This window comes from Rhodoligotrophos appendicifer (assembly GCF_007474605.1).
GTDB lineage: Bacteria > Pseudomonadota > Alphaproteobacteria > Rhizobiales > Im1 > Rhodoligotrophos > Rhodoligotrophos appendicifer.
The window spans coordinates 529727-550915 of the sequence record NZ_VHKL01000002.1; the positions used below are offsets into that span (position 1 = coordinate 529727).

The 21189-nt window shown below is 53.9% G+C and carries 19 protein-coding genes; 13 read left to right on the plus strand and 6 right to left on the minus strand.

The window, feature by feature from the left end; all coding sequences use genetic code 11:
• Positions 1-7: 7 nt before the first annotated feature.
• The 4 genes from FKM97_RS06570 to FKM97_RS06585 all read right to left on the minus strand — a co-directional run bounded on the left by FKM97_RS06570 (position 8) and on the right by FKM97_RS06585 (position 3780).
• The gene (locus FKM97_RS06570) at positions 8-427 is read right to left on the minus strand and encodes an MAPEG family protein (protein WP_144291574.1); all 420 of its coding nucleotides are present in this window, start codon (positions 425-427) and stop codon (positions 8-10) included.
• Positions 428-454: 27 nt separating this feature from the next.
• Complete coding sequence (locus FKM97_RS06575) at positions 455-1795, minus strand: glutamate--cysteine ligase (RefSeq protein WP_246104958.1); 1341 nt, start codon at positions 1793-1795, stop codon at positions 455-457.
• Between the two features lie 127 nt (positions 1796-1922).
• Positions 1923-2660 carry a 16S rRNA (uracil(1498)-N(3))-methyltransferase gene (locus tag FKM97_RS06580; RefSeq protein WP_144291575.1) on the minus strand — a complete coding sequence of 246 codons (738 nt, stop codon included), beginning with the start codon at positions 2658-2660 and terminating at the stop codon, positions 1923-1925.
• A gap of 232 nt (positions 2661-2892) precedes the next feature.
• On the minus strand, positions 2893-3780 hold the full coding sequence (locus FKM97_RS06585; RefSeq protein WP_144291576.1) for a LysR substrate-binding domain-containing protein: 888 nt from the start codon (positions 3778-3780) through the stop codon (positions 2893-2895).
• 150 nt (positions 3781-3930) lie between these two features.
• Between FKM97_RS06585 and FKM97_RS27155 the strand changes: the two genes are divergently transcribed.
• Positions 3931-4185 carry a YjiS-like domain-containing protein gene (locus tag FKM97_RS27155; RefSeq protein ID WP_144291577.1) on the plus strand — a complete coding sequence of 85 codons (255 nt, stop codon included), beginning with the start codon at positions 3931-3933 and terminating at the stop codon, positions 4183-4185.
• Between the two features lie 19 nt (positions 4186-4204).
• Here the strand turns inward: FKM97_RS27155 and tldD are convergent, their stop codons facing one another.
• Both tldD and FKM97_RS06600 read right to left on the minus strand, forming a co-directional pair.
• On the minus strand, positions 4205-5629 hold the full coding sequence (tldD, locus tag FKM97_RS06595) for a metalloprotease TldD (protein WP_144291667.1): 1425 nt from the start codon (positions 5627-5629) through the stop codon (positions 4205-4207).
• A 25-nt stretch (positions 5630-5654) separates the two neighbouring features.
• The gene (locus FKM97_RS06600) at positions 5655-6392 is read right to left on the minus strand and encodes an invasion associated locus B family protein (protein WP_144291578.1); all 738 of its coding nucleotides are present in this window, start codon (positions 6390-6392) and stop codon (positions 5655-5657) included.
• A 527-nt stretch (positions 6393-6919) separates the two neighbouring features.
• Here FKM97_RS06600 and coxB point away from each other — a divergent pair.
• From coxB to FKM97_RS06660, 12 genes are all read left to right on the plus strand, one after another.
• A complete protein-coding gene (gene coxB / locus FKM97_RS06605) occupies positions 6920-7825 on the plus strand; it encodes a cytochrome c oxidase subunit II (RefSeq protein WP_144291579.1) in 906 nt (301 codons plus the stop codon).
• A gap of 85 nt (positions 7826-7910) precedes the next feature.
• Positions 7911-9560 (plus strand): cytochrome c oxidase subunit I, encoded by a 1650-nt coding sequence (ctaD, locus tag FKM97_RS06610; protein ID WP_144291580.1) that lies wholly within the window; start codon positions 7911-7913, stop codon positions 9558-9560.
• Between the two features lie 102 nt (positions 9561-9662).
• Entirely contained in the window at positions 9663-10604 is a 942-nt protein-coding gene (locus FKM97_RS06615; RefSeq protein WP_144291668.1) for a heme o synthase, read from the plus strand.
• Positions 10595-10777: a hypothetical protein gene (locus FKM97_RS06620; protein ID WP_144291581.1), complete on the plus strand. Its 183-nt coding sequence runs from the start codon at positions 10595-10597 to the stop codon at positions 10775-10777. Before FKM97_RS06615 ends, FKM97_RS06620 begins: the two co-directional genes overlap by 10 nt.
• A 10-nt stretch (positions 10778-10787) precedes the next feature.
• Complete coding sequence (locus tag FKM97_RS06625) at positions 10788-11435, plus strand: cytochrome c oxidase assembly protein (RefSeq protein ID WP_144291669.1); 648 nt, start codon at positions 10788-10790, stop codon at positions 11433-11435.
• Complete coding sequence (locus FKM97_RS06630) at positions 11428-12267, plus strand: cytochrome c oxidase subunit 3 (RefSeq protein ID WP_144291582.1); 840 nt, start codon at positions 11428-11430, stop codon at positions 12265-12267. The genes FKM97_RS06625 and FKM97_RS06630 overlap by 8 nt, the downstream gene beginning before the upstream one ends.
• Positions 12254-12682 (plus strand): DUF983 domain-containing protein, encoded by a 429-nt coding sequence (locus FKM97_RS06635; protein ID WP_246104960.1) that lies wholly within the window; start codon positions 12254-12256, stop codon positions 12680-12682. Before FKM97_RS06630 ends, FKM97_RS06635 begins: the two co-directional genes overlap by 14 nt.
• A gap of 3 nt (positions 12683-12685) precedes the next feature.
• Positions 12686-13426 carry an SURF1 family protein gene (locus tag FKM97_RS06640; protein ID WP_144291583.1) on the plus strand — a complete coding sequence of 247 codons (741 nt, stop codon included), beginning with the start codon at positions 12686-12688 and terminating at the stop codon, positions 13424-13426.
• Between the two features lie 38 nt (positions 13427-13464).
• The gene (thrC, locus tag FKM97_RS06645; RefSeq protein WP_144291584.1) at positions 13465-14871 is read left to right on the plus strand and encodes a threonine synthase; all 1407 of its coding nucleotides are present in this window, start codon (positions 13465-13467) and stop codon (positions 14869-14871) included.
• On the plus strand, positions 14871-16130 hold the full coding sequence (locus FKM97_RS06650) for a M16 family metallopeptidase (RefSeq protein WP_144291585.1): 1260 nt from the start codon (positions 14871-14873) through the stop codon (positions 16128-16130). The genes thrC and FKM97_RS06650 overlap by 1 nt, the downstream gene beginning before the upstream one ends.
• A 29-nt stretch (positions 16131-16159) precedes the next feature.
• Complete coding sequence (locus FKM97_RS06655; RefSeq protein ID WP_144291586.1) at positions 16160-16747, plus strand: GNAT family N-acetyltransferase; 588 nt, start codon at positions 16160-16162, stop codon at positions 16745-16747.
• 179 nt (positions 16748-16926) lie between these two features.
• On the plus strand, positions 16927-21171 hold the full coding sequence (locus FKM97_RS06660) for a putative bifunctional diguanylate cyclase/phosphodiesterase (RefSeq protein ID WP_170240790.1): 4245 nt from the start codon (positions 16927-16929) through the stop codon (positions 21169-21171).
• The last annotated feature ends 18 nt before the right edge of the window (positions 21172-21189 follow it).

Below are 21189 nucleotides of genomic sequence, written 5' to 3' on the forward strand. Positions count from 1 at the left end.
CTTACAATCATACGGCTGAGATCGAGATGAGGCGATACCAGTAGAACAGGACAGAAACTGCAAGTCCCAGCAAAGCGAGCAAGGTGAACAGCATTCCAGCACCCCGAAGTGCAATAATGTGACGGGATCCGGCTAGGCCCGCAGCGTGGGCAAATCGACCGATCAGTAGCAAAACACCAAAGACGTTCACCAAAATGTTGGGCGCCCCGATCACCTCCAGGATCAAAAGAAGCAGAATTCCGAGAGGCGCATATTCCACAAAGTTACCATGGGCTCGGATCACCCTTTCAAAGTCCGGATCCCCCGCTGACCCGAACATGACCTTCGCTCTTCCGCGCATCTGCATGACGCGGGCGGATAGGATCAGGAAGAGGAGTGTCAGCACACCCGCATAGAGCGGAGAGGCCGTCAGCATCAGCGAGCGCATGATCCACTCCTTGATTGTTCGTCAACTTCAATAAGCATTTGTTTTAAATACAGGATCGACGCTTTCATTCCACCCGCCAAAATACTGAGTGAGCAGATCCTCCGCAGCCGTCCGGCCGTTCGCGACCACATCCTCAATAGCATCCAGGTAAATCGTCTCGTCATGACCCAACCCATCCTGGCGGTTGCGCGATTTAAGACCTGCTCGGGCAATAGCCATCACCTCGCGGGCGATGTCATGAATCTTGTACCGACGGAACGGCGTTTGCAAAGCTGTCTTCGGGACCGCAGAGCGCAACTCATGCCGCTCCTCCTCCGTCCAGCTCTTGACGACATCCCAAGCCGCTTCAAGCGAGGTCTGGTCATATAGCAAACCAACCCACAATGCGGGGAGGGCGCATAGCCGAGACCATGGGCCGCTGTCCGCGCCCCGCATTTCCAGGTACCGCTTCAATCGGACTTCCGGGAAAATTGTGGTCACGTGGTCTGACCAGTCCTGCATTGTGGCCCTTTCCCCAGGCAATTGGGGAAGCCCTCCTGCCATAAAGCTGCGAAAGGACTGCCCAGAAAGATCAACATATTGACCATTGCGATAAGCGAAATACATTGGCACGCCGAGGGCGTAATCGACATAACGCTCGAAATCGAAGCCTTCTTCGAAGGCAAAGGGCAACATGCCGGTGCGGTCAGCGTCCGTGTCGAGCCATATTTGAGACCTGTAACTCAGATAGCCATTAGGCTTCCCTTCCGTGAACGGCGAGTTGGCAAAAATCGCAGTGGCAATTGGCTGCAAAGCCAAACTGGATCGAAGCTTCAGACGCATGTCAGCTTCGCTCGAAAAATCCAGGTTCACCTGCACGGTGCAGGACCGAAACATCATGTCCAGACCATGACCGCCGACTTTTGGCATATAGGAGCGCATGATTCCGTATCGGCCCTTCGGCATGATCGGAGTCTCAGCAAGTGTCCACTTCGGCGAAAAACCCAGGCCAAGAAAGCTGATACCCAGTTCATCACCGATTTCTCGAACCTGAGCCAGATGGGAGTTCACTTCCTGGCAGGTCTGATGAAGCTGCGATACAGCGGCCCCCGACAATTCAAACTGACCGCCAGGCTCTAGGGAGATGGTGGCGCCGGACACCGGCTCTTTGAGACCGATGATGAAATCTTGCTCCATCACCGGCTCCCAGCGAAATCGCTCCTGAAGCCCAAGCAACAAGGCTTTGATTCCCTGCGGACCCTCATAGGGCACCGGTCTTGTGCCGTTGATCAGGAAACCAAATTTCTCGTGCTCGGTGCCGATGCGCCAGGCCTCCCGAGGTTTGCTCCCGCCTTCGAACCAAGCGATCAGCTGATCCTTGTTTTCCACCGTAATCCTAGATTCGGGGCTGTCTGAGATTTGTGAACTCACGGCTATTGCTGGCTCCGCCGAAGAAATAATTTTGCTGAGATGATCTAAACGTCTGCAGGCCGTGCAGCAAGCGAGGTGCCGATCGTCACCATTTTTCGAGAGTTGCCTGAACCAGTGTCAGTGCAGCAATCGCTGCTGTGTCGGCGCGCATAATTCTTGGCCCCAATGAGACGGGAAGCACGGCTTTGGATGTGCACAGCTGTTCCCGCTCGGCTGGAGAAAAACCACCCTCAGGCCCCACAAGTACAGCGAGCGGCCCGCTACGCAATGATGAAAGAGAGTTCATCAGGCTTCCCGCGGCGACGCCGGCATCATCACAAAAAATAATTGTTCGATCTGGTGGCCAACAGTCCAACAGCGCTTTCAGCTCAATCGGTTCATCAACACTTGGGATCGCCAACAAATTGCACTGCTCGGCTGCCTCGATGGCGTTGGCTCTTAACCGCTCAACGTTAACGCGGCGCGCTACAGTACGTTCAGTCAAAATCGGCCTTAGCCGAACTGCACCGAGCTCGGTGGCCTTCTGTGCCAAGTAGTCAACGCGCGCATGTTTCAGCGGTGCAAAGAGATAATGGATGTCCGATTGGCTTGTCTGGCGCCTCAGCAACTCCACTGCCCTTAGGATCACACGCCTCCGAGGGATTTCGACAATCTCAGCCAACCACTCACCATCACGGCCATTGAAAAGACGCACATGGCCGCGCAGCGGAACTCTCATGACCGTAATCAGGTAATGGGCCTGATCTCCATCTATCTCCACCTCTACATCCATGCCAAGCGGAGCCCCCAGAAAGAGACGGGGCGAGCGGTGAGGTGCGGCCATTAAAGCGACACAGGGCGTTTGGCCCCCTCCGGCTGAGACGAGACCACGCGTCTCATCAGAATGGCACTTTGCGAATGGCGAAGGAGTGGGGTTTTGGTCGCTATTGGAACAAGCGATGAACCCTCTCCGCCCCTGTATCCCGGATCTTTATAATGCGGGGACCTAGGATCAGCAGCGCAACGTCTGCCTCCCGTCTTCCCTTGGACACTCCTGTGGTTGACGTCCACCCTGTCTACTCAGCTGCCATAAGCGACGAAGGCTGTCGCATTCGCGCCAAGCTGTCCGTCACATGTTGAGCCAGTACTTTGCGTGGTCCTTTCAGATCTCCGGGAGCGTAAACAATTGCGATCTGAAACTCCCCCAATCTGGGAAATCCGTCTGCCTCGCCCAGGATCCGCATACCGGGTCGTACGATGAATTCTGGGATAGCCGCGACGGCCAGTCCAGAGACCACCGCAGCACTAATCGCTACGCTATTGGCGCTGGAATACGCGATCCTGTAGGGCAAGTTCGAGCTGGACAAAGCATTTGTCGCCATTTCCCGCCAAGCACATGCGGGGCTCGACACTGCTAAAGGTAAAACGGCTTGTTGGTGGACATTGTGCCGAGTTGATGTCGCCCATACCAAGGGTTCGCTGCGGACGACGTCGCCGGTCACTTTTCCTGGCTGTGATGTCACGATGGACATATCCAGCCTTCCATTCTTCGTATTTTGCAGAAGCAAGTCGCTGCTCTGACAATCGACCTCAACCTGTACCATTGGATGCGTACGAGAAAATCGAGCGAGAATTTCCGGCAACAAGCAATCCGCATAGTCGTCGGGCGTTCCCAGCCGAACGATACCCTGGAGCTCCGGTTGTGCCATTACCGCCATCGCCTCTTGGTTCAAGCGAACAATGCGTCTGGCATAGTCAAGAAGCTGCTCCCCGTCTCGGGTAAGACAACTTTTTCGGCCTTGGCGCATAAAAACCGGCTTTCCGATCACCTCCTCAAGACGTTTCATTTGCATGCTCACCGCCGACTGCGTCCGACCTACGTCGTCTGCCGCGCCAGCAAAGGAGCCAGTTTCAGCAATTGCCAAAAACGTCTTTAGGAGATCGATATCCAATGCTGCGGTCACACCGGCCTCTCACATCAAAATAGATGATGAATTTTGTGAGTTTAATTCGTTTGATGAGATAGGTCAAATACATCATTTTATCTTAGAACTTAGCAGCCGCCTTCTCGTGGCGATCGGCGCCAAATTGCGGCGTAAACCAAGGTAGTAGTCATGTCACGCACTGATGCAGAACCTGCAGTTGGTAAAAATCGACTGCTCTTCCGGAGCTTTTGGCTGCCTCTAAACGCAGTCATCCAAAACTGGAGAACTCGACGGCAGCTAAGAACGTTGACCGAACTTGAAGAGAGCACCCTAAAGGACATAGGAATTACACGCGGAGACGTCATATGGGCGATGAGCCTTCCGCTCCATCTCAACGCCTCGGCGGAACTCAACAAGATCTCCAAGCCTCAACGGAGGCGGTGACGATTTCGGACGCATATGGTCAGCCGGTACCCCCTACCGTGATGGCATTGAGGCGTATGGTCGGCTGACCCACCCCTACCGGCACACCTTGACCGCGCTTTCCACAAGTTCCGATCCCGGGATCAAGTTTCATATCATTTCCGATCATGGAAATGCGGGTCAGGGCATCTGGACCATTCCCAATAATCGTCGCACCCTTGACTGGCGCTCCAAGCTTGCCGTTTTCGATCTGGTAAGCTTCAGTGCAGGAGAAAACAAATTTGCCGCTCGTTATATCGACCTGGCCGCCACCGAATGAGGCCGCATAGAGCCCTGACTTCACGGATGAGATAATTTCTTCAGGCTCATGCTTGCCTGAGATCATGTATGTGTTGGTCATCCGAGGCATAGGCAGATGAGCGTGGGATTGTCTTCGTCCATTCCCCGTCGGCATGACCCCCATAAGCCGCGCATTCAAACGATCCTGCATGAAACCCTTCAGAATGCCGTCTTCAATCAGGACATTCATTCTTGAGGGAGTTCCCTCGTCATCAACAGTAAGAGACCCTCGGCGGCCGCCGAGCGTTCCATCGTCGATTACTGTTACTCCTTTGGCCGCGACCCGATGGCCCACGAGGTCAGCAAAAGCACTTGTTCGCTTACGATTGAAATCGCCTTCAAGGCCGTGGCCAACTGCCTCATGAAGCAAAATTCCGGGCCAGCCGGGGGCGAGGACGACATCCATCTCTCCCGCGGGTGCTGATCTCGAGTCGAGATTTACCAAGCTCTGGCGTAGGGCCTCGTCAACAACGCTCTTCCACCGAGCTTCCGAAATAAATTCCGTATAGCCGGCACGCCCCCCAATTCCATATGATCCTGTCTCCTGACGCGAGCCGTCGCGAGAAACCACGGAGACGTTCAGGCGCACTAAAGGCCGGATGTCACGAGTGGACGAACCGTCACCGCGGATAATCTCAACGACCTGCCACTCCGCAACCAGCGACGCAGATACCTGAACCACTTTGGTGTCCAGGCTCCGCGCGTAAGCATCAATTGCTTCCAGTAGCTTTACCTTGTCTGGAAAAGAGACGCCCTCAAGCGGGTTCTCATCACTGTATAGGATGAGGTTTGTCTTAGGCGGAGGCGAGGTTAAGATGGCGCCTGAACCCTTTTTCAAAGTGCGCAACGCCTCGCTAGCTCTGCGCAGAGCGGGTTCGGAAATCTCCGATGAATGAGCTAATGCAGCTGCCTCACCGCAGATCGCACGAAGACCGAACCCATGCGTAGTATCAAAATTCGCCCCGCGGAGAACACCATCGTCGAAAACGAAGCTTTCCGACTGCCGGTATTCAAGGAATAGCTCTCCATCGTCCGCACCGGACAGCGCTTCTGCGACGATTCGTTCTGCCGTCGACCTCACCAAATCAGTCTGGGCGAAGAAAAAATTCTGATCCGGTGAAGTCATTTGTTTCTCAGCCAAGCTGAATTCCTCAGGAAGAGGACTGTTTCTCCAGATCCGTGAGTGCAGCAGAGAAGCCTTTCAGGGAAATTTCCATTCCTATGCCGGCACCAGGCGCCTCGTAGATGATGAAATTCGCCTTGGTCCCCTTCTTCAATTTCGCAAGCGTATCACCCGTCGCTTCAGCAAACGCCATGCAGATTTGCGGCATGCACCGCGTGAATGGTACCCGACCGACTGCTGCCCCGTCGATCTCTAGCGCCACTCCAGTTGGCAAGAAGACCCCTATCGGGACGAGCACCCGCATCATCGTAATCATTTTGTCGCCTTGGAGCTGTCTGACCAAAACGAGCGTCAATCCAACGTTCGGTCGCTCCTGATTGCGTACACTTTGAATCATTCCGCACTGGCGGATGACCTTCGTCGCATCTGTCGCGCCGCTATTCGCTGCATCGCTCTTCCCTCCGCTGGAGCCTTGAGGCGGAGCCCCCTCTTGAGACGCTGTCGGGCCGGAACCAGGATTGGCGAACTCACCGCATTGGATCTGCCAGTCGCCATGCGTGGCAACTATGTCAGCTTTTGGGGCAGCCGGTGCCCCAGGCTGCCCCGTTGGCGCGCCGGCCTGCGCCGATTGCGAACGAGGTCCAAATTGCCCGGGCTGTGCCTGCTGAGCATTTGCGGCGTGGATGCCACCACCCGACACCATCAGCGCTAGCAGGCCCGTAAAACTTGTCCTGCGCGCGAAGCGGAGAAGTGTTGAAAAATTCAAGTCGAACTCCCCAGAAAGAATTGCAGGTCAGAAGCCTTTCGCATCTCTACGCTCATACCCGTTTCACCGGCAGACTGTATAGAGCCACACGAGGCGACCCGACATGTGAGCCACCCAGAAAGCGGGGGCGCTGGCAAAAACACCGACGTCGGACGTCAAATAGTCGCACTGGTGAAGGTGCCTCGGGCAAGAGCCAGTCCCAGCGCAATTGTGGACGCAAGGCGTTGATCTGGGAAAATTGAGGCAAAAATCAGACGATGACGATGGACGTTCTCGCCAAGGGTCGCGAATGGACACGAAGGATGACGATTTCACTCGCGCGAAAATTTGACGCGCAAGCGACCGTTGCGGCGGGTCTCGGATTGTGGTTCAGAACCATTCTAGACGATGATCTGCATCCTCTTTGCTATCTCAATCGGAAACCAGTTATACCAAGCCGGTGATAAGGTGAAGTAACTGGCCCTGCGAAATGGCGACTGAGGGACCCGGGTCTCTCTACCCGTACTGGATTAAGGAGTTAGCGGGCGATGCAATCAAGGACGGCAAGTGCACTCCTTCTAGGCGCGACTATCGGGATTTTGTGGATCGGCCTCGATCCTGTTGCCGCAGCCGAGTTGGGACGACCCGAGGAGTGGCAGCTGGGATTTCAGCTGTCAGGCACTCCCGTTATGGATAACGTCCGCGTGTTTCATGATCGAATCATGATGCCTTTGATCACAGCCATCGTACTTTTCGTATTGGCTTTGCTGGTCATCGTGATCGTCCGGTTCAACGCAAAGGCGAACCCCACTCCATCCAAGACCACCCATAACTCCCTTATCGAAGTTGTCTGGACAGTGGTGCCGGTCTTGATTCTGGTCATCATAGCGATTCCATCGTTTCGCCTCCTGTACTTCGAGCGCACGATCCCCGACGCGGACATGACAGTGAAAGCGACGGGAAACCAGTGGTACTGGTCCTATGAATATCCGGATCAAGAGGGCTTGAGCTTCGACTCTCTCCTTCTGGATGGCGATGCGCTCAAGCAGAGGCAGGAGACAGAGCCAGATACTCCTCGGTTGCTTGCTGTTGACAACCCGATCGTAGTTCCGCTTAACGCGACAGTTCGACTGATCGTAACCGGCAGTGATGTGATCCATAGTTGGGCCATTCCTTCCTTCGGTACGAAGATAGATGCGATACCGGGTCGACTGAATGAAGCCTGGTTCAAGGCGGAGAAGGAGGGGACTTATTACGGTCAGTGCTCCGAGCTTTGTGGCCAGGGTCATGCGTACATGCCTATCGAGGTGCGGGTGGTTTCCCAGGAGCAGTATGACGCGTGGGTTCGACAGTCGGTCGCAGGGGATGTCACCCAGGCAAACTCGACATTGCTGGCCTCGCTTGCTGCAGCCAAGTCTCGCCGCGTGGCCCAATCGGCCACTTCAGCTCAGTAAGCAACGTCACTGAGTTGAGTCAGTAATTTACTAACATTGTTGCAGTCAGACCTGCACCGATGAAACCAGAACAGAGGTCGTTTTTATGGCTCACGTAGAAGCCCATGAGGAACATGTCGACCATCCTACGGGATGGCGCAGATATGTCTATTCAACGAACCACAAAGACATCGGGACAATGTACCTGATCTTCGCAATCATAGCGGGGACTATTGGCGGTCTGCTGTCTGTGCTCATGCGGATGGAACTACAGGAGCCTGGAATCCAGATCTTCCATGGTCTGGCACAAATGGTCTACGGAGCCGATCCTGCCATCGCCACCGATATGGGCAAGCAAGTCTACAATGCCTTTGTCACGGCTCATGGACTGATCATGATCTTTTTCATGGTCATGCCAGCGATGATTGGCGGCTTCGCTAACTGGTTCGTGCCGTTGATGATCGGCGCTCCAGACATGGCATTTCCACGGATGAACAATGTGTCATTCTGGTTGTTGCCCCCAGCCTTTACGCTGTTGCTCATCTCAATGTTCGTCGAAGGTCCCCCCGGCATGTACGGCGTAGGAGGTGGGTGGACAATCTATCCACCGTTCTCGACGACCGGTCAGCCCGGTCCCGCGATGGACTTTGCTATTTTGAGCCTCCACATCGCCGGTGCCTCCTCGATACTGGGGGCGATCAATTTCATCACCACAATTTTCAACATGCGCGCACCGGGCATGACCTTGCATAAGATGCCACTGTTCGTGTGGTCCGTTTTGGTTACCGCCTTCCTGCTTTTGCTGTCGCTTCCGGTCCTTGCCGGCGCGATCACGATGCTGCTGACTGATCGAAATTTTGGAACCTCTTTCTTCGAGGCATCGGCCGGCGGTGATCCTGTTCTTTTTCAACACCTCTTCTGGTTTTTCGGCCATCCGGAAGTTTACATTCTGATCCTGCCGGGCTTCGGCATGATCAGCCACATCATTTCGACGTTCTCCAAAAAGCCAGTCTTCGGCTATCTGGGCATGGCCTACGCCATGGTGGCAATTGGGCTCATTGGGTTCATTGTTTGGGCTCATCATATGTACACAGTCGGCCTGGACGTTGATACGCAGGCCTACTTCGTCGCAGCCACAATGATTATCGCCGTCCCGACCGGTGTTAAGATATTCTCGTGGATCGCTACCATGTGGGGGGGCTCAATAGAGTTCCGAACTCCTATGGTTTGGGCCATTGGCTTCATCTTCCTGTTCACGGTCGGCGGCGTCACGGGCGTCGTGCTGGCAAACTCAGGCGTGGACCATTCCCTGCACGACACCTATTACGTTGTTGCCCATTTCCATTACGTCCTGTCCCTTGGAGCAGTATTCGCGATTTTCGCTGGATGGTACTATTGGTTCCCTAAGATGTTTGGATATATGTACAATGAAACAATTGGAAAGATGCATTTCTGGATAACCTTTGTGGGTGTGAACTTGATCTTCTTCCCGCAGCATTTTCTGGGTTTGGCGGGCATGCCGCGTCGCTATATTGATTATCCCGATGCCTTTTCAGGGTGGAACTACGTCTCTTCCATTGGCTCCTATATTTCTCTGCTGGGACTGGTGGTTTTCTTCGTCGGCATCGTCGAGGCATTCGCCCGCAAGAGGCAGGCGGCAGACAATCCTTGGGGCGCCGGAGCCACAACGCTTGAGTGGACGCTATCATCGCCTCCCCCCTTCCATCAGTTCAACACCCTCCCGAGGATCAAGTAGGCGAGGGTGGGACACAAAGGGGTTCAGGAGCGGAATGTGCATTCCGCTCTGCATTCTCAAGGTGAAACAGAAATGAGAGATGTGAGTATCGGTAGGGTACCAATGGCTGTTTCTAGCGTCCGCCACTCGCTTGAGAACGTCTCTGTTATAGCTGATGTCCGAGATTTTTTGGCTCTGCTCAAGCCGCGAGTCATGTCGCTGGTGCTGTTTACCAGCCTGGTGGGCCTTTTTGTTGCTCCAGGGCACATTCATCCTTGGATAGGATTAGTCGCTTTAGTGTGCATCGCAATGGGCGCTGGTGCAGCCGGAGCGCTCAACATGTGGTTCGACGCCGACATTGACGCCCTGATGACCCGAACTGCAACGCGCCCGATCCCCCGCGGGTCAATCCCGGCTGGAGATGTCCTGGGATTTGGAATCGCCTTGGCATGCGGTTCTGTGCTCATGATGGGCGTGCTCGTCAATTGGGTCGCATCGATCCTGCTTGCTGTGACGATCGCCTTCTATGTTTTTGTTTATACGATTTGGCTGAAACGCCGGTCACCGCAGAATATTGTCATCGGAGGTGCTGCGGGTGCCTTTCCTCCGATGATTGGATGGGCTGCCGTTACAGGCTCTGTCGGTATCGAAAGCATAGTTCTTTTTCTCATCATCTTTATGTGGACCCCGCCCCATTTTTGGGCGCTCGCTCTGTACCGGTCAGACGACTATGCCAGGGCAGGCGTTCCGATGATGCCTGTCGTTTACGGACAGGTGGAAACGCGGAAGCAAATCGTCATCTATTCGCTTCTGCTTGTTCCCACGACGCTTTTGCCATGTGCCGTTGGATTGGCGGGCATGCCGTACTTGATCGTCTCCGCGGTGCTCGGAGTTCTCTTCATTGCATTCGCCACGCAAATATACAGAGACCGGGCCAAGATCGGAGATTATCGCTCCGCAAAGAACCTTTTCGCCTATTCTATTGTTTACTTGTTTTTGATCTTTGCGATGCTCCTCGTAGAGGGTGTATCTGGTGTCCAGAGGTTATCCCTTCCATGGCTGTGACGGAGTTCGATGTGAAGGATGATGATGTCGGGCGTAGATTAACGGCCGAGGAAGTCCGCAGGAGACGCCGTCGGTCCATTGCGCTGGGCTGGTTTCTCTTCTTCCTAGCTGTTTTATTCTTTGTCACCACCGTCGTTCGTCTTGGCGGCAATGTCGCTGGCCGCAGTTTCTAACAGGTTGATGATGGTTTCTTCAGCTGAAGATCGGGCAACTCAAACAAAGCGAAACCGACTTGTGGTCGGCGTTTGCGCGGCTACTGTATTGTTGATGGTCGGTCTGTCTTATGCATCCGTACCATTATATCGGTTGTTTTGCCAAGTGACAGGTTATGGCGGTACGCCGCAGCGCGCAGAGGCTGGGCCTGGAAGCATCATAGAAGATTCGCGAATAAAAATTCGCTTCGATTCAAATGTCAGTCCGGGATTGAACTGGAAATTCAGTCCCGAACAACGCGAAGTTGATGCTGCTCTAGGAGAGCAGAAGCTAATCTATTATCGCGCGGTTAACAATTCCGACAAGCCTGTCACCGGGATGGCCACCTTCAATGTTACTCCTGAAAGAGCCGGCTTCTACTTTAACAAGATTGACTGCTTCTGCTTTACCGAGCAAACATTAAAGCCCGGGGAAAGTGTCGACATGCCAGTGCTATTCTTCGTGGATGAAGAGATCGCGAAGGATGAAGATACCGCAGGAATTCGAACAGTCACTCTGTCCTATACCTTCTATAACAAGGACGGAGATAAGCTGGTTCCACCGCAAGACAAAGACCAATCGAGCAGGAGGCCCTCTTTAGGTGCTTCCGACAAAACTGGAGCTGAGGGACATGGCTGACAGCCACGCCAAGAATCACCCCTACCACCTGGTCAACCCCAGTCCCTGGCCTGCACTCGGCGCGGTTGCGGCGTTCATAGCTGCAGTTGGTGCCGTAATGTGGTTCCACGGATCCACAAGCTGGATCATGGTAATCGGCCTCGTCAGCATTCTTTATACGATGGGGATGTGGTGGCGTGATGTCATTCGCGAGGGTTACGAAGGCGACCACACGCCGGTTGTTCAGTTACACCTGCGATATGGAATGCTGTTGTTCATTGCTTCAGAAGTCATGTTCTTCGTGGCATGGTTCTGGGCATTCTTCGACGCCAGCCTTTTCACGAACGAGGCAATTCAGGCCGCTCGGGTGGAAGCGACCGGAGGTATTTGGCCCCCATCAGGCGTGGAAGTCTTTGATCCCTGGCATCTGCCACTCATCAATACTCTAATCTTGCTCACCTCCGGGACGACGGTCACGTGGGCTCACCATTCACTCCTTCACGGCGATCGTCGCGGTTTAAAGTGGGGCTTGGTTTGCACTGTCGTGCTCGGGGTACTTTTTAGCGCGGTTCAAGCCTTCGAGTATGCCCATGCCAAGTTTGCGTTTAGTCGGTTCAATGATGGCGACATCTATGGATCGACGTTCTACATGGCGACGGGTTTCCACGGCTTTCACGTCATCATAGGTACTATCTTTTTAATTGTGATCTTGTTTCGTGCGCTCAAGGGCGACTTTACTCCGAAGGAGCACTTCGGGTTTGAGGCTGCTGCTTGGTACTGGCATTTCGTCGATGTGGTCTGGCTGTTTCTGTTTGCGTGCATCTATGTTTGGGGATCCCATGGCGCCTACTGAAGATGGGCCTCAAGTCCGTCTGGAGCCACACCGTCGTGATATGCATTTTGCTCGGCTCTCGCCCATAACAACTGGGATGAGGGCACGCTGTCCACGATGTGGCCAGGGGAAGCTGTTTGATGGCTATCTCAAGCCCGCATCGAGATGTGCTTCCTGCGGTCTGGACTTTTCCTTTGCGGATGCAGGGGATGGTCCAGCCGTTTTCATTATTCTTATTGCTGGGTTTGCCGTTGTCGCGGCCGCTCTGTTCACAGAAGTCGCCTATCAGCCGCCGTATTGGGTGCATGCAGTTCTTTGGTTGCCCCTCGTTTTGATACTGACGCTCGGACTGCTACGGCCCATGAAGGGCGTGCTCATTAATCAGCAATATCACTCTGATGCCGAACAAGGCCGCTTGTTTGGCCACGACAGCTGAGGGATGGGGCTCAGACTTGCAAAAGCGCGATCGCTGCTGCCTGTCACATTGGCTAGCCTCCTTGTGTTGGGAGTTCTGATAAGCCTTGGTTTCTGGCAGATCCGAAGGATGGAGTGGAAGCAGCAGCTGCTGGAGCACATTGAGTTGCAGCTGAGCATGACACCGACTGATCTGACCACTATGCCAAGTCCTCAACTTCAAGATCTGGCCGATTTTTTTCCTGTGACTGGTCGTGGAAAGTTTGTTGCGGAGGAGCGACATATCTATAGCCTTCACGAAGGTCAGCCGGGGTGGCGTGTCGTGTCTCCGTTGCTTCTGGCGGGAAGCACAGCGCTAATGGTAGACAGAGGCTTCGTGCCGGAGGCGGCAAAAAATACCAAGCGCGACTTGCCATCCGGGGAAGTCATCATTCAGGGGGTCATTCGCTCGCATGACGAGGGGCAGGGGTTGTTCACCCCCGAGAACCGCCCTGATGTGGATTCCTGGTATTGGTGGGACAAGTCTGGGTTAGGCAAGTCCTTTGCATCGCAAGCTGGGCTAACAGTTGAGCCTGTTGTCGTCCAGTTGACCGAGCCGGTGGGCCTTGGGGAGGGGCCAATCGTGACGGCAACGCGGCCGGAGGTTCAAAACCGACATCTCGGCTATGCGATCACCTGGTTCGGCCTTGCTGCCTGCCTTTGTGCCGTTTATGCCGCTTATCTGCGGAGCCGGCTTCGAGCCGTTGCCTCGACCCCGGCCTCTTGACGCAGCTATGCCGTCTAGAAAGCAGAAGGAAGGAAGCCGTGCGTTATATATCCACCAGAGGTAAGGCGCCGGAAATTGGCTTCGCTGAAGTCGTTACAACGGGCCTTGCTCCAGATATGGGACTCTATGTTCCAAAAGATTGGCCCCGGTTTTCCGAGCCACAGCTGAGCCAGCTTTCTGGAAAATCGTATCAGGACATCGCGTTCTCAGTCCTGCAGCCCTTTATTGGGGATGATCTGAGCAGTGGTGAACTTAAGGGCTGCATAGAAAGAGCCTACGCAAATTTCGGCCATGAAGCTGTGGCGCCTCTTGTGCAGATAGGATCAAGAGCTTGGCTCCTTGAATTGTTTCATGGACCAACACTCGCTTTCAAAGATGTTGCCATGCGACTGCTGTCACAGCTCATGGACACCATCAACAAGCGAACAGCGCGGCGTGTAACCATAATCGGGGCAACTTCTGGAGACACGGGCAGTGCTGCCATTGACGCATTTCGAGGCTCGGCCACCGTCGACATCTTTATTCTGTATCCGCATGGAAGGATCAGTGAGATTCAGCGCCGCCAGATGACATCGGTGGCCGACTCCAATGTGTACACCCTGGCTGTCGAGGGAACTTTTGACGATTGTCAGGCCCTTGTGAAGGCGATGTTTGCAGATTGTCACTTTAACGAGACACTGAACCTCGCTGGAGTTAACTCGATCAACTGGGCGCGTATCATCGCTCAAAGCGTGTATTATTTTACCTCTGCCTTAGCCCTCGGGGCCCCTACTCGTGCTGTAAGTTATTGTGTTCCGACGGGAAATTTCGGAAATATTTTTGCAGGTTATGTGGCCAAATGTATGGGGTTACCGATAAGAGATCTGTTAGTTGCGACGAACTCAAACAACATCCTCGATCGTGCTTTGCAAAGCGGTGAATATAAGATTCGAGGCGTGCATCATACAATAAGCCCGAGTATGGATATCGAAATATCGAGCAATTTTGAAAGATTATTATTTGAATATTACGGAAGAGATCCTGAAAAAATATTGAGCTGCATGGGTGGCTTACGTGATCATGGAAGTTTTTCCATAGATCATGAGGTACTGTGTTCGATCAGAAAGGAGTTCGCTTCTCACGCCGCAACGGAAGCCGAAACTCGTGCGGTAATCCAACTGATGCTTGAAAAGACTGGTCTCCTCATTGATCCCCACACCGCCGTGGGTCTTGCTGCTGCCGCTACTTTACCGTCTGACGATGCTACCCCAATCATCACCCTGGCCACCGCGCATCCCGCAAAGTTTCCAGATGCTGTAGAAGATGCGACTGGAGCCAGACCTAGTCTGCCAGAACGGCTGGCCGATCTGCTTGGGCGTCCGGAGCGCGTTGTGACATTCTCAAGAAATCTGTCTGATATTCAAAAGTATATCGCACAAAACTCTCGTATCAAAGTGAGTCTATAATGGGCCTCAGGACCAGCGCTCTCGCTAACGGCGTTACAGTTGTCAGCCACGACATGCCACATTTGAAGACCGTATCCTTAGGAATTTACGTGAAGGCGGGTGCTCGTAGTGAAAGGGAGTCCGAGAATGGCATTGCACATCTTCTGGAGCACATGGCATTCAAGGGAACGGAGCGCCGTTCAGCGCGACAGATCGCTGAGGAAATCGAGTCCGCTGGGGGTGAAATGAATGCTGCAACGGGGATGGAGAGCACAGCCTACTACGCAAGAGTTCTGAAGGAGGACCTTGCATTGGCCATGGACGTGCTGTCTGACATCCTCATTCATCCGGTCTTTCAGGCTCCGGAATTGGAACGAGAGCGGGAGGTTATTCTCGAAGAAATCTCGGCGGCCGAGGACACACCCGATGATCTGGTGTTTGATCTTTTGCACGAGGCTGCCTATCCAGATCAGCCTTTAGGAAGGCCGATCCTGGGAACCTCAGATCGGGTTATGAACTTTTCCGCCTCTGACATCATCAAATTTAGAGATGCCCATTATTCCGGGAATCGGATCGTCGTTGCTGCGGCTGGCGCGGTAAATCACGATGCTTTGGTGACACAGGCCGAGGTATTTTTAGGCGGACTGCGCGCAGTGCCGACGGCTGAATGGACAAAGGCGAGTTTCGTCGGTGGAATAAGAACTGCAACTAAACCCTTGGGTCAAGTCCATGTTGTTCTGTCATTTCCTGCAATGGGATATCGCGACGAAAATATTTATACTCTGCAGATCCTTTCCGGGCTCCTCGGTGGCGGTATGTCATCAAGGTTATTTCAGGATGTGAGAGAGGCAAGAGGTCTTTGTTATTCAATTTTTTCGTTCGCTTCAGCGTTTGATGATACAGGAATTTTTGGTGTATATGCGGCGACTAGTCCGAGGCGTGTGGATGAATTGCTCAATGTTACCGCCGATACCCTGACCAACATATCTGAACAGGTTACAGAACAAGAGATCGCGAGGTCGCGGGCGCAACTCAAGGCATCGTTGGTGTCCGCGCTCGAAAGTTCATCGGCGCGGGCCGATCAAATCGCACGACAACAGTTGGTCTTCGGTCGCATTCCCGAGATGGATGAACTCGTGTCTAGAGTTGAGGCTGTTGATATGGATGCAGTTGCGAGATTGGCTAAGCGGCTCTTTCATGGAACTGCACCCGCGGTGGGCGCCGTAGGTGCCTTGGAAAATCTGGCTACTTACGACAATATCGCAGAGAGATTCGCTTAACATCGAGATCTGAGTCCACCTGATCGACTATGGCCTTCCTCCGGAGCGTCTCGCCTAGCGACCTTGGGCCTGTCATATATGGTGACGGTGTGATTTTGCATGTGCCTCAGATGGCGGACTATGAAGATTGGTGTTCTCTACGGGATCAAAGTCGGTCCTTTCTGGTGCCCTGGGAACCCACATGGCCGTCTGACGACCTGACACGAAGCGCTTTTCGCCGGCGATTGCGAAGATACTGGCGCGACGTCCGCGAAGATCAGGCTTATCCGTTCTTCGTATACAGACTGGATGACGAAACGCTTTTGGGTGGATTAACCTTGAGCAATATCCGCCGAGGTGTCTCGCAAACCTGTTCCTTAGGGTACTGGATTGGAGAGCGATATGCTCGCAGAGGCTATATGTCCGCAGCAGTTCGCTCGATCATCCCTTTTGTTTTTGACAACCTTAGATTGCACAGGCTGGAGGCGGCCTGCCTTCCAAGTAATGACGCGTCAATAAATCTTCTGAAAGGCTGCGGGTTCACGGAGGAAGGATACGCAAGGGGATTCCTTCGGATTAATGGCGTCTGGCAGGACCACCTCTCATTTGCCATACTTAGCGATGATTCCAGACGATGACCTCACCCGGGATGTGGCAAGATTGAGCTTTGCGGCGACTGAGGTTGCATTTTTATGGTGTTCAGCTGCACGCAAGGTTACCAAGAAAGATAGGTCCAAGATCAAAAGTTTAATGAGGCAAGTCAGACTTATGCACGTGCTGAATCATGCACGCACGGGGTAGGAGAGAAAGCGGCTTTATGCGGCTGCAACATTCATTGATTTTCTTTCTGCTGAGCTTGCTTCTCATCGTAAGCTCCGCTCCTGCATATGCACGCGACATCGTCGCCACCAATTTCGATGCGCCCAGCGTTGATCTTACGGGTGTCTTGGAACGCGTTGAGAGCGTCGACAAAGAGGTTGTGGTGTCGGTGCCGGGTGGTGAGGGGGGCCGCGACAATGCGATGACCGTAACGGCAAAAGGGACCGGTCCAGGGCACCAGTTTGTCATCTTCACTCTCCATAATGAACAACCGCTGCTGCGTGATTTCGTTCTTGTGTCCAGATGGCCTGGGTACGTTGGGTCGGGTCTCTTCTGGCCTGACTACGGCGCGGCTCAGATCCTTTCCATCCAGGCATCGCCGGGACTGCAACCTCAGCGGCTCTCTACGCCACAGGAGGATGCCTTCTCTCTTCGTCTCAATGCGGGGGAGACGGTGACATACGCAGCCGAGCTTACAGGGGCAAGTGTCGATAATTTGTCGCTTTGGCAGAGGTCCGCCTTTGACAATCAACAGCAGCAACTCTCTTTTTTTCGGGGTGTGGTTCTTGGCATTGCCACGCTCACTGCCGTTTTCATGCTCTGCCTTTTCATCATTAGGCTCCAGCCAGCGTTTCCCGCAGCTGCGGTATTTGCATTCGCCTCTGTGGCTTTCATCGCGAGCGAATTTGGATATCTTCCGCTGGCGGCATCCATCCTTCCCGAGATGGCGGGCGTGGAACCGCGGGTCCGGTCTCTCATCGAATGCCTGATGGCGACAGGTGCTATTGCCTGTCTATTGACATTTCTCGATCTGCGGAGGCGAGCGCCGTCGGTCGGATATCCTCTTCTCGGCGTGCTTGGCGCAAGCGTTGTACTCACCTTTTCCGCGTGGTTCTTTCCTGCAGTTTCCATGGGGTTGGCCAGACTGCTGTTGCTGACGACTGCAGTGGCTGGCTTTGTCATTATCCTACTCTTCTGGCGGCGAGGAATGGTGCGAGCCCAGGCTTCATTGGTCACCTGGTCGTTCCTGCTTTTATGGACACTGTGGTCGTTTGCAGCTGCCCTTGGGTGGATCGGGCTCGATCTGGTGGGGCCAGTACTGGCTTGGGGGCTGGTGCTCGTTCTTTTGACAATGGCTTTCACTCTTACACAATTTGCTTTTAATCAGGGTGTCATCAACAGCAGGTTCTTTGAGGATAGCGGACGTCGCGGATTAGCTCTGGCCGGCGCTGAGCAGATTGTCTGGGATTGGAACGAAGAGCAGGGGGCTTTGTTTGTCGGCCCGGAGTTAGAACGGGTCTTAGGACATGCCCAAGGACGCATCAGCCGGGGAGGGTTGAAGGGCTGGCTTGAGCTCGTTCATCCCGGCGATCGAAACGCTTATGTGGGTGTGATCGAGAACGCGGTACAGCGGGGCCGTGGAACCTTCTCGCAGGATTTCCGCCTAAGGCGCGGCGACGGCACTTATCGGTGGTATCAACTTCGGGCGAGATCGCTCCCTGGCGAGCATGGGCGCGCTGCGCGATGTATCGGAACGCTGAGCGACGTTACTGCCAGAAAGAGATCCGAGGAACATCTCCTCTTTGACGCAGTACGAGACCGCGTTACCAACTTGCCTAATCGTGCCCTATTCATCGATCGGCTCGATCGAGCCATGAGACGCGCCGATGCGACCGCAAGCGATGCGCTCTATCTGTTGGTCGTCGATTTGGACCGATTCAAGCACGTCAACGATAGCCTTGGTTTCGCCGTAGGCGACAGTCTACTGCTGACGGTAGCACGGAGACTGGCTACGCTTTGCGCCACGGACGATACGCTTGGAAGGCTTACCGGAGATCGTTTTGGGATCATTGTGGACACCCGAAGAGGCGGTCGACAGATCGACAGCTATATTGATCATTTACGGAGCATTATTGCCAAGCCGATACCCCTTAAACCTCAAGAGGTCTTTTTAACGGCGAGCATCGGTATCGTACGCTATGAGGCAAATAAAAGCAGAGCAGAGGATTTGCTCAAGGATGCCGAAATTGCCCTCTATGAGGCAAAGCGGCAGGGTAAAGATTCGGCTATTACATTCGCTGCCAGCATGCGCGATACGCAACCTCGCTTGTTGAATCTTGAAGAAGATCTTCGCTACGCCCTTGATCGGAATCAGATTGAGGTCGCCTATCAACCGGTCATGCGTTTGCATGACCGCAAATTGGCAGGCTTCGAGGCGCTGGTGAGATGGCGGCACGAAGTTCACGGTACGCTTGAGCCCAGTGCCTTCATTCAGCTCGCCGAAGAAACTGGCCTCCTGAACGAGCTTGGCCGTTTTGTCCTGAATCAAGCGGCTCGTCAGCTGGGAATTTGGCAGAGAGCATATCGCTCGGATGAAGCACTGTTCATGACAGTGAACGTTTCATCGCGAGAACTCATCAATCGAAACTTGATCGATGAAGTAAAGACGGTCCTATCCCGAGAAGATCTTGTTCCTGGAACGTTAAAGCTTGAACTTACCGAGACAATCTTGATGGAGAATCCAGAGCTGTCGATAATGGTTCTTGAGCGCCTTCAGCAGGCCGGGGTGGGGATCGCTTGTGACGATTTCGGAACTGGCTATTCTGCTATGGCGCATTTGAGGCGGCTCCCCTTCGATACCATTAAAATTGATCGGTGCTTCTTGGACGGCGATCCAGACGATGATGCCGCACAAATTATCCTCGAAGCTATTGTCTTGCTGGCCCATGATCTCGGCATGGATACAGTCATTGAAGGCATTGAAAGCGCGGACCAAGCGGACCGTTTGCGTGACCTAGGATGTGACTTCGGTCAGGGTTTTCACTTCGGCGAGCCGATGAGTGCGCGCCAGGTTATGGAGAGCTTTGGTGGAAGCCAATCAATCGGCGGTCGTCTTGGGAAGGATGGAATCGCATCAGCGTCGTTCTGGCAGAGAATTATCAAACGTGGCGAGGACTTAAAGGGACGGGCAGACGTGGCAATTGGGAGCCGTGATGATGCTCGGTCATCGAAGGCGGTAGCCCCTTCGATGCAAATAGAAGACCATGAGAAACCTTTATTGAAGGCAACGAGTGTACCCCCTCAGTCGAAAGCACAGGCGCCCGGAAGCGCAGACGCGCAGGACACGTTTGAGATTGCTTCCGGCAGAGGGTCTGTTTTGAGGCAGCCCGCAGGATTGGCTGCAGAGCCAATACAGAATGTGACTCCCCACCCGCGCCCGAGGGCTCCGGGTCTGAGTATTGGAAACGAAGCGCCTGCAGCAAAAGAAGATCCGAGTAGTGCAGCCTCACAAGCTCTTGATGACACAGCAAAAGACGTGAAGCGTGGCGGCTTCAACGTTCACATTGCCTCCGCGAGGAACATTCAACCAGGGACTTCATCTAAGATCGAGAAATCCATGGGAACTGCTTTGGTAGTGCAACCCCAGGCGGACGAGGCTATCGAACAGCTTTCCGTGGTATCCGTCGGCTCTACTGCCGGCACTGAGTTTAAAGATCCCAAGAAAGATTTGGCGATAGGCGAGCTGGAAAAGGAATCAGAACCGCACAAGCATCAGCAGGGGCTGGATCCCGCAGGCGATCGTTCACTGTTGATCGTTCCCTCGATTGGATTTGGTGGTCCTCACGGATCACAAGAAGAAAATGCTGGAGAGACCAAGGACGGATCGGGTCTGCGGCCGTCTTCGCGCAACAGCTCTTCAAGGGCCGACGGAGAAGCGTATGGCCCAACGTCCACATCCGAGATGCAATCTAGATTGTCAGTGTCAGAGGGTCTGGACAAGGGGGCAAGTAACGCGGGTGAAGCATCAGAGCTCAGCAGTTCCCCGGAGATCGCTGAATCGAACATCCTTCAAAACGGTGGCTCTGAAAAGTTAAATAGTGAGGACCAGGATAGTGTGCTCGGAGTCAGTCTCGACAACCCGCATCCAGTTTCTCCGCAGAAAGAATCTGAAACTCCATTAATTCACAACGAAGATTTAGGATATAAATCGGAAGAGCGTGAGAAATCACCGGGAATGCTGAGCAGTGGCCATAATGAACCCAAGTCTGAGCCGGACAAGAGTTCCTCGGCCAAGAATGTGGAGGTTCAGGTGGCGGTTCGTGATTTACCTCGCTCTCCAATGCAATCTTCAGCAGAATCTGACATTGTTGCACAAGATCCGGCCAGGGAGCACATTGGCGAGCGGCCTCAACCCCCGTTACGTCGGCTCCTAAAGAGGCAACGTCCAGTCAACCGGCTATAGGCTCATATTGCATCACGG

Excerpts from the sequence above, each read along its gene's own strand:
- FKM97_RS06570 (WP_144291574.1), bottom strand. The coding sequence starts at position 427 with ATGCGCTCGCTGATGCTGACGGCCTCTCCGCTCTATGCGGGTGTGCTG.
- FKM97_RS06580 (WP_144291575.1), bottom strand. The coding sequence starts at position 2,660 with ATGGCCGCACCTCACCGCTCGCCCCGTCTCTTTCTGGGGGCTCCGCTT.
- FKM97_RS27155 (WP_144291577.1), top strand. The coding sequence starts at position 3,931 with ATGTCACGCACTGATGCAGAACCTGCAGTTGGTAAAAATCGACTGCTC.
- tldD (WP_144291667.1), bottom strand. The coding sequence starts at position 5,629 with ATGACTTCACCGGATCAGAATTTTTTCTTCGCCCAGACTGATTTGGTG.
- coxB (WP_144291579.1), top strand. The coding sequence starts at position 6,920 with ATGCAATCAAGGACGGCAAGTGCACTCCTTCTAGGCGCGACTATCGGG.
- ctaD (WP_144291580.1), top strand. The coding sequence starts at position 7,911 with ATGGCTCACGTAGAAGCCCATGAGGAACATGTCGACCATCCTACGGGA.
- FKM97_RS06615 (WP_144291668.1), top strand. The coding sequence starts at position 9,663 with ATGGCTGTTTCTAGCGTCCGCCACTCGCTTGAGAACGTCTCTGTTATA.
- FKM97_RS06620 (WP_144291581.1), top strand. The coding sequence starts at position 10,595 with ATGGCTGTGACGGAGTTCGATGTGAAGGATGATGATGTCGGGCGTAGA.
- FKM97_RS06625 (WP_144291669.1), top strand. The coding sequence starts at position 10,788 with ATGGTTTCTTCAGCTGAAGATCGGGCAACTCAAACAAAGCGAAACCGA.
- FKM97_RS06630 (WP_144291582.1), top strand. The coding sequence starts at position 11,428 with ATGGCTGACAGCCACGCCAAGAATCACCCCTACCACCTGGTCAACCCC.
- FKM97_RS06635 (WP_246104960.1), top strand. The coding sequence starts at position 12,254 with ATGGCGCCTACTGAAGATGGGCCTCAAGTCCGTCTGGAGCCACACCGT.
- FKM97_RS06640 (WP_144291583.1), top strand. The coding sequence starts at position 12,686 with ATGGGGCTCAGACTTGCAAAAGCGCGATCGCTGCTGCCTGTCACATTG.
- FKM97_RS06650 (WP_144291585.1), top strand. The coding sequence starts at position 14,871 with ATGGGCCTCAGGACCAGCGCTCTCGCTAACGGCGTTACAGTTGTCAGC.
- FKM97_RS06655 (WP_144291586.1), top strand. The coding sequence starts at position 16,160 with ATGGCCTTCCTCCGGAGCGTCTCGCCTAGCGACCTTGGGCCTGTCATA.
- FKM97_RS06660 (WP_170240790.1), top strand. The coding sequence starts at position 16,927 with ATGCGGCTGCAACATTCATTGATTTTCTTTCTGCTGAGCTTGCTTCTC.